At 54.7% G+C, this 15,577-nt stretch carries 12 protein-coding genes and 1 pseudogene; 6 read left to right on the plus strand and 7 right to left on the minus strand.

Translation table 11 applies throughout. The annotated features are described in order from the left end of the window. Positions 1-93: 93 nt before the first annotated feature. Positions 94-409: pseudogene (locus tag GF617_RS12295) on the minus strand (transposase); the annotation flags it as partial. Between the two features lie 113 nt (positions 410-522). Here GF617_RS12295 and rimO point away from each other — a divergent pair. Beyond that, complete coding sequence (gene rimO, locus GF617_RS12300) at positions 523-1,848, plus strand: 30S ribosomal protein S12 methylthiotransferase RimO (RefSeq protein ID WP_203451761.1); 1,326 nt, start codon at positions 523-525, stop codon at positions 1,846-1,848. A gap of 56 nt (positions 1,849-1,904) precedes the next feature. Here the strand turns inward: rimO and gsiD are convergent, their stop codons facing one another. Genes gsiD through iaaA form a run of 5 tightly spaced genes read right to left on the minus strand, consistent with a single transcriptional unit; the run spans position 1,905 to position 8,164 of the window. Continuing rightward, a complete protein-coding gene (gene gsiD / locus GF617_RS12305) occupies positions 1,905-2,816 on the minus strand; it encodes a glutathione ABC transporter permease GsiD (RefSeq protein WP_181622799.1) in 912 nt (303 codons plus the stop codon). A gap of 1 nt (position 2,817) precedes the next feature. Beyond that, positions 2,818-3,738 (minus strand): glutathione ABC transporter permease GsiC, encoded by a 921-nt coding sequence (gene gsiC / locus GF617_RS12310; RefSeq protein WP_203451762.1) that lies wholly within the window; start codon positions 3,736-3,738, stop codon positions 2,818-2,820. 48 nt (positions 3,739-3,786) lie between these two features. Continuing rightward, positions 3,787-5,325, minus strand: a complete 1,539-nt coding sequence (gsiB, locus tag GF617_RS12315; protein ID WP_203451763.1) for a glutathione ABC transporter substrate-binding protein GsiB — start codon at positions 5,323-5,325, stop codon at positions 3,787-3,789. A 23-nt stretch (positions 5,326-5,348) separates the two neighbouring features. Next, positions 5,349-7,214, minus strand: coding sequence for a glutathione ABC transporter ATP-binding protein GsiA (gsiA, locus tag GF617_RS12320; protein ID WP_181622796.1), 1,866 nt, complete (start codon positions 7,212-7,214; stop codon positions 5,349-5,351). A gap of 11 nt (positions 7,215-7,225) precedes the next feature. Further along, the gene (gene iaaA / locus GF617_RS12325; RefSeq protein ID WP_203451764.1) at positions 7,226-8,164 is read right to left on the minus strand and encodes a beta-aspartyl-peptidase; all 939 of its coding nucleotides are present in this window, start codon (positions 8,162-8,164) and stop codon (positions 7,226-7,228) included. A gap of 189 nt (positions 8,165-8,353) precedes the next feature. On the opposite strand from iaaA, the gene moeA reads away from it, so the two are divergent. After that, positions 8,354-9,586, plus strand: coding sequence for a molybdopterin molybdotransferase MoeA (moeA, locus tag GF617_RS12330; RefSeq protein ID WP_203451765.1), 1,233 nt, complete (start codon positions 8,354-8,356; stop codon positions 9,584-9,586). Between the two features lie 2 nt (positions 9,587-9,588). Then, positions 9,589-10,341 carry a molybdopterin-synthase adenylyltransferase MoeB gene (gene moeB, locus GF617_RS12335; protein ID WP_203451766.1) on the plus strand — a complete coding sequence of 251 codons (753 nt, stop codon included), beginning with the start codon at positions 9,589-9,591 and terminating at the stop codon, positions 10,339-10,341. A gap of 81 nt (positions 10,342-10,422) precedes the next feature. Here the strand turns inward: moeB and fsa are convergent, their stop codons facing one another. Then, entirely contained in the window at positions 10,423-11,115 is a 693-nt protein-coding gene (fsa, locus tag GF617_RS12340) for a fructose-6-phosphate aldolase (protein WP_203451767.1), read from the minus strand. 128 nt (positions 11,116-11,243) lie between these two features. Here fsa and GF617_RS12345 point away from each other — a divergent pair, with 128 nt between their 5' ends. From GF617_RS12345 to GF617_RS12355, 3 genes are all read left to right on the plus strand, one after another. Continuing rightward, positions 11,244-12,143: a glycyl-radical enzyme activating protein gene (locus GF617_RS12345; RefSeq protein WP_203451768.1), complete on the plus strand. Its 900-nt coding sequence runs from the start codon at positions 11,244-11,246 to the stop codon at positions 12,141-12,143. A gap of 5 nt (positions 12,144-12,148) precedes the next feature. Next, entirely contained in the window at positions 12,149-14,581 is a 2,433-nt protein-coding gene (locus GF617_RS12350) for a formate C-acetyltransferase/glycerol dehydratase family glycyl radical enzyme (protein WP_203451808.1), read from the plus strand. A gap of 167 nt (positions 14,582-14,748) precedes the next feature. Then, entirely contained in the window at positions 14,749-15,564 is an 816-nt protein-coding gene (locus GF617_RS12355; protein WP_203451769.1) for a Cof-type HAD-IIB family hydrolase, read from the plus strand. Positions 15,565-15,577 lie beyond the last annotated feature (13 nt).

Below are 15,577 nucleotides of genomic sequence, written 5' to 3' on the forward strand. Positions count from 1 at the left end.
ATCATATGCCACCAACTGAATACGAAAAACAATATTATCAGCGGCTCGGAAGTGTCTAGATTATCTGTGGCGATTCAAACATCAGTTTTAATTTCACTCACTTTTTGAGATTTCCGGTTTTTCAGCTATCTTCCAATGTCAACGTATTCAGGGATTCATAGGACTGCTGACTGTTGAATTCCGTCAACCAGCGCTCTGTAATTTCCCACGCTTCATTCAGGCTTCTGAACAGATAAAAATCCAGAATTTCTGTCCGGTACGCCCGGTTAAATCGTTCGATAAAGGTACTCTGCTTTGGCTTTCCCGGTTTGATAAATTCCCGCATCACTCCGTGTCCTTCTGCCCGCAGTACCAGCGTAAGCAAGACCAGTTCGGGGTCGTTGTCCATCTCCAGTTTCAGGGGGTAACCCGGATACTGACACCGAAATCCCCTACAGCCTGCAATTCTTCAGTACAAATTTCCTCCCAACCTCTGTAGAATCCACGCCCTGACCATTCCAAAAATCGAACAATTTTTAACCTATGAGCAATGTTACGCACCAGCCGAAAATCGGCTTTGTCTCCCTGGGCTGCCCGAAAAACCTGGTGGATTCTGAACGCATCCTGACCGAACTTCGCACTGAAGGTTATGACGTGGTCCCAAGCTACGACAACGCCGACATGGTGATCGTCAACACCTGCGGTTTTATCGACAGCGCGGTACAGGAGTCCCTGGAAGCTATCGGTGAAGCGCTGGCGGAGAACGGCAAGGTGATCGTCACAGGCTGTCTGGGTGCGAAAGTCGATCAAATTCGTGAAGTTCACCCGAAGGTACTGGAAATTACCGGCCCCCACAGTTACGAGCAGGTGCTGGAACACGTACACCACTATGTGCCAAAACCAAAGCACAATCCGTTCCTGAGCTTAGTGCCTGAACAGGGTGTAAAACTGACGCCACGCCACTATGCGTATTTAAAAATATCTGAAGGCTGCAACCATCGCTGCACCTTCTGCATCATCCCGTCCATGCGCGGCGATCTCGTTAGCCGTCCTGTTGGCGAAGTTCTGGCGGAAGCGAAACGTCTGGCTGATGCTGGCGTGAAAGAGCTGCTGGTCATTTCTCAGGATACGTCTGCCTACGGCGTGGATGTGAAACATCGCTCTGGTTTCCATAATGGCGAACCAGTGAAAACCAGCATGGTCGGTCTGTGTGAGCAACTCGCGAAACTGGGGATCTGGACGCGTCTGCACTATGTGTATCCCTATCCGCACGTTGATGATGTCATTCCGTTGATGGCGGAAGGCAAAATCCTGCCCTATCTGGATATCCCGCTGCAGCACGCCAGCCCGCGTATTCTGAAACTGATGAAACGCCCAGGCTCCGTTGACCGCCAGCTGGCACGCATCAAACAGTGGCGTGAGATCTGCCCGGAACTGACTCTGCGTTCCACCTTTATTGTCGGCTTCCCTGGTGAAACCGAAGAAGACTTCCAGATGCTGCTCGACTTCCTGACTGAAGCGCGTCTGGATCGCGTCGGCTGCTTCAAGTACAGCCCGGTAGACGGTGCAACAGCAAACGAACTGGCAGACCAGGTTCCGGAAGAGGTCAAAGAAGAGCGCTGGAATCGCTTTATGCAGCTACAACAGCAGATCTCTGCGGAGCGTTTACAGGAAAAAGTGGGCCGCGAGATCCTGGTGATCATCGACGAAGTGGACGAAGAAGGCGCAATTGGCCGCAGTATGGCGGATGCCCCGGAAATCGATGGCGCGGTGTACTTGAACGGTGAAACGAACGTAAAACCGGGTGATATCGTGCGCGTGAAAGTTGAAAACGCTGACGAGTATGACCTGTGGGGTAGCCGGGTTTAATTCCCCTTCACCCTAACCCTCTCCCCCAAGGGGAGAGGGAATTCCAGTGACCTCTTTTATCCCTTAATCCTCGGATCAAGCGCATCGCGAAGCCCATCGCCAAGCAGGTTAAATGCCAGCACGGTCAGGAAAATGGCCAGACTCGGAAATAACGCCACATGCGGGGCTATCACCATATCTGCCCTTGCCTCGTTGAGCATCGCCCCCCACTCCGGCGTCGGCGGTTGCGCACCTAATCCCAGAAACGACAGACTTGCCGCAGAGATAATCGACACCCCAATACGCATCGTGAAATAGACCACGATGGACGAAACTGTGCCCGGCAATATATGGCTGAACAGGATCGTTGCGTCATTTGCTCCCATACTGCGGGCCGATTCAATAAAGGTCTGTTGTTTGAGCACCAGCGTATTTCCGCGCACCAGACGGGCAAAGGCGGGAATAGAGAAGACCGCTACAGCGATGATCACATTCGCCATGCCACTCCCCATAATGGCGACGACCGCAATCGCCAGCAAAATGCCGGGAAACGCGAAGAGTACATCGCAGATCCGCATAATGAGCCTGTCCCACCAGCCTTCGTAATACCCTGCCAGCAGACCGAGTACCGTCCCTATCGCCGCGCCAATCAATACGGCAAAGACCCCTGCCGCCAGCGATATCCGCGCCCCCACCAGCACACGGCTAAAAATATCGCGCCCGAGGGAGTCCACGCCAAACCAGTGCAGCATTGAAGGCCCGTCGTTCAGGCGGTCATAGTCAAAGTAGTTTTCCGCATCAAATGGGGCGATCCACGGGGCCAGGATCGCCACCAGGATCAACAGCAACACAAACAGCGCCGCTGTCATCGCGACGGGCTGGCGGCGGAACCGTCGCCAGAATTCAAACCACGGGGTTCGTATATGGTCCGGCTTTAGCCCCGGCATAGCGTTTAAAATGGCCTGACGACGCCAGTTCAACAATCGCATCTTACTTATACCTGATAGCCGGGTTAATGGCGGCATAGAGCACGTCCACCACTAAGTTAATAAGAATAAACTCCAGAGAGAAAAGCAGGACTTCAGCCTGAATGACCGGATAGTCACGCATGTCGACCGAATCCACCAGCAGACGCCCCAGACCTGGCCAGTTAAACACTTTTTCCACCACAATCGAGCCGCCCAACAGAAAGCCAAACTGCAGCCCCATCATTGTCACCATCGGGATCATGGCATTACGAAAACCATGTTTAAGCACGACCCATTTTTCGCTGACCCCTTTTGCCCGGGCTGTGCGGATATAATCCTCACTCAGAACGTCAACAAACGACGCGCGGGTAAAGCGCGCCATCACCGCAGCCACGGCCGCCCCCAGGGTCAATGAGGGCAGAATATAGTGCTTCCAGGTATCAGCCCCGACCGTAGGCAGCCAGCCCAACTCAACGGAGAAGATCTGCATCAGCAACATTCCCAATGCAAACGCCGGAAACGAAATCCCCGTCACAGCAAGCGCCATACCCAGCTTATCCGGCCAGCGATTTCGCCAGACGGCCGCGACAATCCCGGCGGCAAGGCCAAACAGCACCGCCCAGCTCATGCTGGCAATCGTTAACCAAAACGTCGGCATAAAGCGGCTGGCAATTTCTTCGGAGACCGGACGACGCGACACCATCGAGGTTCCAAAATCCCCCTGCAAAACGTTCCCGATATAATGCAAGAACTGCTTATAAAGTGGCTGATCAAGACCCAGCTGTTTACGGACCAGCTCAATCACTGACGCATCAGCTTCTGGCCCTGCGATTAATCTGGCCGGATCGCCCGGCAGCAAATGGACAAACAAAAACACCAGCACCGCCACAATGAGCAGCGTAGGAATTAGCCCCAGCAGGCGTTTAAAAACATAATTCAGCATGCCTTTCCCTCTCATCCCGCAGACCGCCGCCTGCGGGAGTGAGTTTTCTTATTTCAAATCAGCGTCATCAAAACTAAAGCCCGTATCCGGCATGATGTAGAACCCGGTCAGCGCCTTGTTATGGGCTGATACCAGTTTTTCCACCACCAGCGGAACCCACGGCGACTCTTTCCAGATGATATCCTGCGCGTCTTTATAGAGGCGCGCTTTCTCTTCAGGTTTTGTGGTTTTCAGGGCATCGGCAAGGTCTTTATCTACCTGCGGATTACTGTAAAACGCGGTGTTAAACAACGTCGGCGGCCAGTTCTGGGAGGCAAACAGCGGCGACAACGCCCAGTCGGCTTCACCGGTTGAAGCCGACCAGCCGGTGTAGAACATTCTCACACCGCTCTCTTTCTGTCCTTTGCCTTCCACCTCAGCCGCACGTTGTCCGGCATCCATCGCCGTCACCTGTGCTTTAATTCCTACCTGCGCCAGCTGCTGCTGGGTGAACTGCAGCACCTTTTGCGCAGTGCTATGATTATGCGACGACCAGAGTGTGGTGCTGAAACCGTTCGGGAAACCGGCCTCTTTTAACAATGCTCTCGCTTTAGCGGGATCGTACGGCCACGGCTGATAGCTTTGCGCATAAGCAATGGCTGGCGGCAATACGCCCGTGGCTGGCGTTGCGTAACCGGCAAACGCCACTTTCACTAACGCCTGGCGGTTGATGGCGTAGTTTATCGCCTCACGCACTTTTGGGTTATCAAACGGCTTTTGCGTGACATTCATGCTGATATAGCGCTGCATGATCGACGGGCTGGCCACCAGCTCAAGCTTGCTGTTTTTCTCCAGAATCGCGGCTTGCTCATACGGGATCGGGAACGCAAACTGCGCTTCACCCGTTTGCAGCATCGCGGCACGGGTATTGTTATCCACGACCGGACGCCATGTAATCGTGTCCAGCTTTGGCAACCCCTTCTGCCAGTACCCGGCGAATTTCTGCACCTTCACAAAATCGGTCTGATTCCAGGTCAATAGTTCATATGGCCCTGTTCCCACCGGGTGAAAACCAATCTCTTTGCCATATTTTTTGAGTGCAGCAGGCGAGATCATCGCCGTTGCCGGATGCGCCAGGATATTAATGAACGCTGAGAACGGCTCTTTCAGGGTAATTTTCACCGTCGACGGGTCAACCACCTCGGTACTGGCAATGGTTTTGTACAGGTTATAGCGCTTGAGGCTGTTTTCCGGGTTACTGGCGCGATCAAGGTTAACTTTTACCGCTTCGGCATTGAAATCCGTCCCGTCCTGGAACTTCACACCGGTTCTGAGTTTGATGGTATACACACGCCCGTCGTCCGATATCGTGTAGCTCTCCGCGAGGACATTCTTCAGCTTCATCTCTTTGTCGAGCCCGAATAAACCCTGATAGAAAGATTTAGCCACAGCCTGCGACAGAGTGTCATTGGCATCGTAGGGGTCCAGTGTCGTGAAGTTGGACCCCACGGCAACCACCACATCTTTGGCAGCGAACGCGGGTGCTGCGGTCAGGGCTGCCGTCACGCTCGCGGCTAACAGCCATGTACGAGCAACAAATTTAACCATTGTGTTCTCCTGCCTGTTGTAAGTTATAACCGCGAGAATGCATTGTCCTGACGCGGCGGTGCAACGAAATGACCGGGGCCAACTTCACGAAGCGTGACACGCTCCATCGACTCACCCCGTTTACGAATATTGCCTGGCATCTCATCTTGCAGTAACACACGCTGCCCGTGGCGATGTGAAGGATCAGCAACCGGCACTGCCGCCATCAGCTTGCGCGTGTACGGATGTTGCGGGTTTTCAAACACCGCTCTGCGGGGGCCAATCTCAACAATCTGACCCATCAGCATCACCGCCACGCGATGACTGATGCGCTCCACCACCGCCATATCGTGGGAGATAAACAAGAAGGCGATACCCATATCCCGCTGTAAATCGAGCAGTAAGTTGATAATCTGTGCCCGGATGGAGACATCCAGCGCCGAGACAGATTCATCGGCGATCACCACTTTCGGATTCAGCGCCAGCGCCCGGGCAATGCAGATACGCTGACGCTGACCACCAGAAAACTCGTGCGGATAACGCCAGGCATGTTCAGGCAGTAACCCTACACGCTCCAGCAACCACGCTACACGCCGCTGAGCCGCGTCACCGTGGAGCAGGTTATGAACCCGCAACGGTTCCATGATCGAATACCCTACCGTTTGACGAGGATCGAGGGAGGCATACGGATCCTGAAAAATAAACTGAATATCTCGTCGTAACGGCTGCAACTTGCCGGGTGCAAGGGTATCGATACGCTCGCCATTGAAGGTAATACTCCCCTCCTGGGATCCCACCAGCCTGAGCAAGGCTCGCCCGGTGGTGGATTTACCGCAACCCGATTCCCCCACCAGCGCCAGCGTTTCACCAGGCCATAAATCAAAACTGACATTCTCAACCGCATGGACTTCGCGCTTCACACGATTAAAGAGCCCACTGCGCAGGGGAAAACGGGTCACCAGACCGCGGACCTGAAGGATCGGTTCACCCGCAACGACGGTATCTTGTTCTGCGTACTGGCGTTCAGGGGAAGCCTGGCAAACCAACGGAAAACGTCGCGGAAGATCGCTCCCTTTCATCTCGCCCAGGCGCGGCACAGCGGCGAGTAGCGCCTGAGTATAAGGGTGAACTGGCGCATGAAAGATTTGCTCTACGCTGCCCATTTCTACCGCTTCGCCCTGATACATCACCAGCACGCTGTCCGCAATGTCCGCTACCACGCCCATGTCATGGGTGATAAAGATCACCCCCATGTCCATTTCCTGCTGGAGTACTTTGATCAGTTGCAGGATCTGAGCCTGAATCGTGACATCCAGTGCGGTCGTCGGTTCGTCGGCGATAAGCACCGCAGGGCGGCACGATAACGCCATCGCAATCATGACTCTCTGGCGCATACCGCCGGAAAGCTGGTGCGGGTATCGTGACAGCATGGCCTGCGCTTCGGGAATACGTACGCGTTCAAGCATGCGTTTTGCTTCAAGCAGTGCTTCATCACCGTTCAATCCCTGGTGTAAACGGATGGACTCGGCAATCTGCTCGCCCACCGGAAAAACCGGATTTAACGAGGTCATCGGCTCCTGGAAAATCATTGCGATGTCCGCGCCACGCACGCCCTGCATTTGCGACGAGCTAAGCTCAGATAAATCAATCACCTGCTGGTTACGTCGACGCAGCAGCATGCTGTCGCAGCTGACCTTACCACCCGCCTGCTCAATCAGACGCATTAACGACAGCGCCGTGACCGATTTCCCAGAACCAGATTCCCCCACAATCGCCAGCGTCTCTCCACGGTTAAGCGAAAACGACAGATTTTTTACTGCGGGGATGAACTGCCGCTCTTCCTGAAACGCAATATTCAGCTGATGAACCGCCAGAACTTCCCGGCTGTCCAGTTCCTCACTGTGCGGCACGTTGTACCCCCTTATTCACGATAAATTCCTGTGCTGGGTTCATCCCCGGCATACCCCCAGGCGCGGTACATTCCTTCGCTGTTAAAGGGCAACGCCACGTTTCCTTCGTGATCGACGGCAATTAATCCCCCGCGCCCCCCCAGAGCGGGCAATTTTTCCATCACCACACGCTCACAGGCCTCGGCAAGGCTTAACCCGCCGTAATCCATCAGCGCGGTAATGTCATAAGCGGCGAGAGCCCGAATAAACACTTCGCCCGTTCCGGTACAGGAGACAGCCGCCGTCGCATTGTTGGCGTAGCATCCCGCTCCGGGTAGTGGGCTATCGCCAACCCGTCCCGGCAATTTATTGGTCATTCCGCCCGTCGAGGTTGCCGCCGCCAGGTTGCCCGCTTTATCGAGGGCAACTGCACCGACCGTGCCCATTTTGCTGCGTTCATCCAGCGGAGCGGCGTGATCCAGGCGAGTCACGCCGGCTGAACGCGCCTCCAGCAACTGCTGATAACGTTCAGGCGTGGAAAATGTCTCCGGCGATACCGATTCCATTCCTTGTTCAAAAGCGAATTGCTCTGCACCTGCACCTGTCAGCAGGACATGGGGACTGTGTTCCATGACCTGTCGCGCAGCAAGAACGGGATTACGCAGATGACTCACTCCGGCGACAGCTCCCGCCTTCAGGCTTGCTCCGTCCATCACGCATGCATCCAGTTCGTGTGTTTCATCGCGGGTAAACACGGAACCGATACCGGCATTAAAAAGCGGGCACTCTTCCAGCAGACGTACCGCCTCGGTAACAACATCCAGCGCGCTCTCGCCAGCTTCCAGCATGCGCTGGCCGGTCTCCACAATGGTATAAAGCGCGTCAATATAACGCTTTTCCTGCTCCGGACTGAGCTGCGCACGGGTGATTGCCCCGGCCCCGCCATGAATTGCGATTACCGCATTGACCATTTCACATCACCCATCAGCCTGACTTGCTGCTTTTTCTATAAATATCATTATCGTCGATGAAACTTCAGATGATTTTTGAATATAGAAAGACGCAACTGCGATGTAAAGGCTAAGCCCATGGGGTCATACAGTTAGTGGCACTTTTCTGCCATAATGGGCGCTTTCGTTGTTATCCCGCAGGAGCCACCCATGGATTTTACCGCCGGACTGATGTCGCTTGAGACGGCACTCACGCAGATGCTCGATCGCATCACCCCGTTGCACGATCAGGAGACACTGCCGTTAGCGCGCTGTTTTGGTCGTATTGTTGCGCGCGATATCGTCTCCCCACTCAACGTGCCAGGATTCGATAACTCCGCAATGGACGGTTACGCGGTACGCCTGGCGGATATCCAGACGGGAGCCGCGTTGCCTGTCGCCGGTAAAGCGTTCGCCGGTCAGCCGTTTAGCGGTGAATGGCCAGCAGGCAGTTGCGTGCGGATTATGACCGGTGCGCCGGTTCCCGCGGGTTGTGATGCCGTGGTGATGCAGGAAGAAACCGAACAAACCGAAGGCGGTGTCCGCTTTACTGCCAGTGTTAAAGCCGGCCAGAACATCCGCCGGGCGGGTGAAGATATTACGCGCGGTGCAACCGTATTCACGGCCGGACAAAAACTGACGGTCGCCGAACTGCCCGTGCTGGCATCGCTCGGTATAGCCGATATTGACGTTATCCGTAAAGTTCGCGTGGCGCTTTTCTCAACCGGAGATGAATTACAGTTGCCAGGGCAGCCACTGCATGACGGTCAGATTTATGACACCAACCGTCTGGCGGTCCATCTGATGCTGGAGCAACTGGGCTGTGAAGTGGTTAACCTCGGGATCATTCCGGATGACCCGGAGAAACTGCGTGCGGCCTTTATTGAAGCGGATGCCTCCGCTGACGTGGTGATCAGTTCAGGTGGCGTCTCCGTAGGCGAAGCGGATTACACCAAAACCATTCTCGACGAGCTGGGCGAAATCGGCTTCTGGAAACTGGCCATCAAACCGGGCAAACCTTTCGCATTTGGCAAACTGAAACACAGCTGGTTCTGCGGCCTGCCGGGTAACCCGGTTTCAGCGGCGCTGACCTTCTATCAACTGGTGCAGCCGCTGCTGGCAAAACTTTCTGGTAACACCGCCAGCCCGCTTCCGGAACGCCTGCGCGTGCGAACGGCAACACGGCTGAAGAAATCGCCGGGGCGTCTCGATTTCCAGCGCGGTATACTGGCGCGCAACGCCGATGGAGAGCTGGAAGTCAGCACTACGGGTCATCAGGGTTCGCATATTTTCAGTTCGTTCAGCCAGGGGAACTGCTTTATCGTGCTTGAGCGTGAGCGCGGCAATGTGGATGTCGGTGAATGGGTAGAGGTGGAAACCTTCAACCACCTGTTCGGAGGCTAATCATGGCGGTAGAACTGAGCGATCAGGAGATGCTGCGATATAACCGCCAGATTGTGCTGCGCGGTTTCGATTTTGACGGTCAGGAAGCCCTCAAGGCCGCTAACGTCCTGGTTGTCGGACTGGGGGGGCTGGGCTGCGCAGCCGCACAGTATCTGGCTGCTGCGGGCACAGGCCGTATGACGTTGCTGGATTTCGATACGGTGTCGGTCTCCAATCTGCAACGTCAGACGCTACACAGCGACGCGACCGTTGGCGAACCGAAAGTCGACTCTGCGCGCCAGGCTCTGGCACGTATTAATCCTCACGTTCAGTTCACGCTCATTGATACCATGCTGGATGACGACGCGCTGTTCGCGCAAATTGCCCGGCACGATCTGGTGCTGGACTGCACCGATAACGTCGCCATTCGCAATCAGCTGAATGCAGGCTGTTTTGCCCATAAAATTCCGCTGGTTTCCGGCGCGGCTATCCGCATGGAAGGGCAAATCAGCGTATTTACCTACGCCGAGAATGAGCCCTGCTATCGCTGTTTAAGCCGTCTGTTTGGTGAAAATGCGCTGACCTGTGTGGAAGCGGGGGTGATGGCGCCGCTGGTCGGGGTGATAGGGTCGTTGCAGGCCATGGAAGCCATCAAAGTGTTAGCCCATTACGGCACACCGGCTGCGGGGAAAATCGTGATGTATGACGCGATGACCTGCCAGTTTCGTGAGATGAAACTGATGCGAAACCCTGGGTGTGAGGTGTGTGGGGGCTAAAACAAACGGCAACCCTCGGGTTGCCGTTTTCGTGTTTGCCCTCTCTCCCTGTGAGGGAGTGTGGGCATCAGGCCGCATCAATTAAATCGACGTTCGCCCAAACGCGCTCTGCCAGTCCTGTTCAAACTTCGCGACAGCGGCATCAACCGCTGGTGAAGTGATAAACTGCTGTGCGACATCCAGCGGCAATGTAATCGACTCACATCCCGCCAGCATACAATCCAGCGCCTGACGCGGCGTCTTAAAGCTCGCCGCCAGCACTTTTGACTGTGGCGCGTGCAGCGTCAGCACTTTTGACTGTGGCGCGTGCAGCGTCAGCAATTGCTGTAATTCCGCAACGGTCTGGATCCCGTCACCGCCCTGGGCATCGACACGGTTAACGTAAGGTGCGACGTACTCTGCTCCCGCCAGAGCAGACAACATGCCCTGGGCTGCACCATAGACAGCCGTTCCCAACGTCGGGATCCCTTCGGCCTTCAGCACTTTGATAGCCGCCAGACCTTCTGCCGTCACAGGGACTTTCACCACCAGGTCTTGAATAATCGCGCGGAGTTTGCGCGCATCTTCTACCATACCTTCAGCGGTCGTTGCCATCACCTGAGCGAACAGTCGCCCTTTCCCACCCATTGCGTCATGCAATTCCGGCAGTAACACCTCCAGCGGTTTTTTCCCGGCTGCCACAATGCTTGGGTTGGTTGTTACCCCCGCCAGCGGGAAAACACGCGCCAGCTTTTTAACTGCCGCAACGTCGGATGTGTCGAGATAAAGTTCCATGATGTAACCCTCAAAATTAGCCTGCACTAACCCTATCACGGCAAAACCCGCTCAAGAGTTGACCCACATCAAGATAGCTTTCATTCGAAAGTAATTTAATCTTCATATGCAACACGAGAGGCGAAAAAATGATCTTCAATATTCAGCGTTATTCTACCCACGATGGCCCCGGAATTCGTACCGTGGTGTTCCTGAAAGGTTGCTCACTGGGCTGTCGCTGGTGTCAGAACCCGGAAAGCCGTTCCCGCACGCGGGATGTGCTGTTTGACGCTCGCCTGTGTCTTGAAGGGTGCGACCTGTGCCAACAGGCGGCGCCGGGCATTATCGATCGCACGCTGAATGGGCTGGTCATCCACCGCGAAAAACTGAGCGAAGAGACGCTCGACACCCTCACCTCATGTTGCCCGACGCAGGCACTCACCGTTTGCGGCGAAGAGCAGCAGGTCGCGGAGATTATGGCGACCGTTTTGCGCGATAAACCATTTTACGATCGAAGCGGCGGCGGGATCACCCTCTCCGGTGGCGAACCCTTTATGAACCCGGATCTCGCCCTTTCCCTGTTTAAATCCAGCCACGATCAGGGCATACATACGGCGGTCGAAACTTGCCTGCACGTGCCGTGGCACTATATCGAACCATCCCTGCCCTATATCGATCTGTTCCTGGCCGACCTGAAACACGTCGAGGGTGACGTTTTCAAACAGTGGACGGACGGATCGGCAAAACGGATTCTGGATAACCTGAAACGCCTGGCTGCCGCCGGAAAACAGATTACTATCCGTGTACCGCTGATCCAGGGCTTTAACGCTGATGAAGCATCCATTACCGCTATTACTGATTTTGCCGCCGATGAACTGAACGTTCACGACATCCATTTTCTGCCCTATCACACGCTGGGCATGAACAAATACACCCTGCTCGACCAACCTTACTCTGCCCCTGATAAACCGCTGGATAACCCTGCGCTACTGGACTTTGCGCAGCAGTATGCCTGCCAGAAAGGGTTAACCGCGACCTTACGAGGATAAATATGATGACTACTCTGAATCTCAACACGCTCAGCGACCGTATTAAGGCACACAAAACCGCCCTGGTGCATATCGTTAAGCCGCCGGTCTGTACCGAACGCGCGCAGCACTATACCGAGATGTACCAACAGCATATGGACAAGCCTATCCCGGTGCGTCGTGCACTGGCCCTGGCGCATCACCTGGCACAACGCACCATCTGGATCAAACACGATGAGTTGATTATCGGTAACCAGGCAAGTGAAGTGCGCGCCGCGCCCATCTTCCCGGAATACACCGTCTCCTGGATAGAAAAAGAGATTGATGATCTGGCTGATCGTCCTGGTGCAGGCTTTGCGGTAAGCGAAGAGAATAAACGCGTTTTACATGAGATTTGCCCCTGGTGGCGTGGTCAGACCGTACAGGATCGCTGCTACGGCATGTTTACTGATGAGCAAAAAGGTCTGCTGGAAACCGGTATTATCAAAGCCGAAGGCAACATGACATCAGGCGATGCACACCTGGCCGTTAACTTCCCGCTGGTACTGGAGGAAGGTCTTGATGGCATGCGCCGCAAGGTGGACGAGCGTCGTTCCCGCATCAACCTGACCTGCCTGGAAGACCTGCACGGCGATCAATTCCTGAAAGCGATCGATATTGTGCTGGAAGCGGTGAGCCTGCATATCAAACGTTTTGCTGGCCTGGCGCGCGAAATGGCCTCCAGCGAAACCCGTGAAAGCCGCCGCGATGAACTGCTGGCAATGGCCGAAAACTGCGATGTGATTGCCCACGAACCACCAAAAACCTTCTGGCAGGCGCTACAGCTGTGCTACTTCATCCAGTTGATCCTGCAAATTGAATCCAACGGTCACTCCGTATCGTTTGCCCGTATGGACCAGTATCTCTATCCGTACTATCGCCGCGACGTGGAACTGAACCAGAGCCTTGACCGCGAGCACGCCATCGAGCTGCTGCACAGCTGCTGGCTGAAGCTGCTGGAAGTGAACAAGATCCGCTCCGGCTCGCACTCTAAAGCCTCTGCGGGTAGCCCGCTGTACCAGAACGTCACCATCGGCGGACAAACGCTGATCAATGGCGAGCCAATGGATGCGGTGAATCCACTCTCTTACGCCATTCTGGAATCCTGCGGCCGCCTGCGCTCAACACAGCCAAACCTGAGCGTGCGTTACCATGCTGGCATGAGCAACGATTTCCTCGATGCCTGCGTGCAGGTCATTCGCTGTGGCTTTGGTATGCCCGCCTTTAACAACGATGAAATCGTGATCCCGGAATTCATCAAACTCGGCATAGAGAGAGAAGATGCCTACGACTATGCCGCCATTGGCTGTATCGAAACCGCAGTGGGTGGTAAGTGGGGCTATCGCTGTACGGGCATGAGCTTTATTAACTTCGCCCGCGTGATGCTGGCCGCACTGGAAGGCGGCCGCGATGCCACCAGCGGAAAAGTCTTCCTGCCTCAGGAAAAGGCTCTTTCTGCCGGTAATTTCGATAATTTCGACGAGGTCATGGCGGCCTGGGATACCCAGATCCGTTACTACACGCGTAAATCCATCGAGATTGAGTACGTGGTGGATACCATGCTGGAAGAGAACGTGCACGATATTCTCTGCTCGGCCCTGGTCGACGACTGTATTGAACGCGCGAAGAGCATTAAGCAAGGCGGCGCGAAGTATGACTGGGTTTCAGGTCTCCAGGTCGGCATTGCTAACCTCGGTAACAGCCTGGCTGCTGTGAAGAAACTGGTCTTCGAACAGGGTGCGATCGGCCAGCAACAGCTTGCTGCCGCACTGGCCGATGATTACGAAGGGCTGACTCACGAACAGTTGCGCCAACGTCTGATCAACGGTGCACCGAAGTACGGTAACGACGATGACAGTGTGGACTTACTGCTCACCCGTGCCTATGCAACCTATATCGAAGAGCTGAAGCAGTACCACAACCCGCGCTATGGCCGTGGCCCAATTGGAGGGAACTACTACGCCGGTACGTCCTCAATTTCAGCTAACGTGCCGTTTGGCGCAGCCACCATGGCGACACCGGACGGACGTAAAGCGCACACGCCGCTGGCTGAAGGGGCAAGCCCGGCATCGGGTACAGACCATCTCGGCCCAACTGCAGTCATCGGCTCCGTCGGTAAATTACCAACGGAAGCCATTCTGGGCGGCGTGCTGTTAAACCAGAAATTGAATCCGTCAACGCTGGAGAATGACAGCGACCGCCAGAAGCTGATGGTACTGCTGCGTACGTTCTTTGAAGTACATAAAGGCTGGCATATTCAGTACAACATTGTCTCCCGTGAAACGCTGCTGGAAGCGAAGAAACATCCGGACCAGTATCGCGATCTGGTGGTGCGCGTAGCGGGTTACTCAGCGTTCTTCACTGCCCTGTCACCAGATGCGCAGGACGATATTATTGCGCGTACAGAACATACGCTGTAACAGAGTCCCCCTCACCCCGGCACTCAACTGGCGGGAGAGGATAAAAACACTAAAACGGCAACGTCGGTTGCCGTTTTGCTTTTACTTTCGAATGAAATAAATTTGTGGTTCAGGTCACGTTGTTATTAGAATGTTGCTGGTCGCAGTAATATTCAGGAGCGCAATGTATGACCATTAAAGTTATCGTCACCGATATGGACGGAACTTTTCTTGATGATGCCAAGCAGTACGATCGTATCCGCTTTCAGGCGCAATTCGAGCAACTTAAAGCCCGTAATATTGAATTTGTTGTCGCCAGCGGCAACCAGTATTACCAGCTCATCTCCTTCTTCCCGGAACTGAAAGAACAGATCTCTTTTGTGGCAGAAAACGGCGCTCTGGTTTTCGAACACGGGGAACAGATTTTCCATGGCGAGTTGACTCGTCATGAGTCACAAATTGTGATTGGTGAACTGCTCAAGGATAAACAGCTTAACTTCGTGGCCTGCGGTCTGGACAGCGCCTATGTGAGCAATACCGCGCCGGAAGAGTTTGTGGCACTGATGTCAAAGCACTATCACCGCTTAAAACGCATCAGCGATTACCGTGAGATCGACGATGTGCTGTTCAAGTTCTCCCTGAATCTGCCAGACAGTGATATCCCTGGTTTAATCGATAAGCTGCATGTGTCGCTGGACGGCATTATGAAACCTGTCACCAGCGGGTTTGGCTTTGTCGATTTGATTATCCCAGGCCTGCACAAAGCCAATGGCATCAGCCGGTTACTGAAGCGCTGGAAAATCTCGCCACAGGAGTGTGTCGCCATCGGTGACAGCGGCAACGATGCCGAAATGCTCAGGCTGGTGAAGTATTCATTTGCCATGGGTAATGCCGCAGAAAACATCAAAGCGATCAGCCATTTTGCCACTGACGATAACAACCACCAGGGCGCACTGAATGTCATTCAGGCCGTGCTCGATACCGCTTCCCCGTTCGACGCCTGATCCCCCGTTGCCG

It is taken from the genome of Lelliottia sp. RWM.1 (assembly GCF_016859735.1).
In the GTDB taxonomy this organism is placed as follows: Bacteria; Pseudomonadota; Gammaproteobacteria; order Enterobacterales; family Enterobacteriaceae; genus Enterobacter.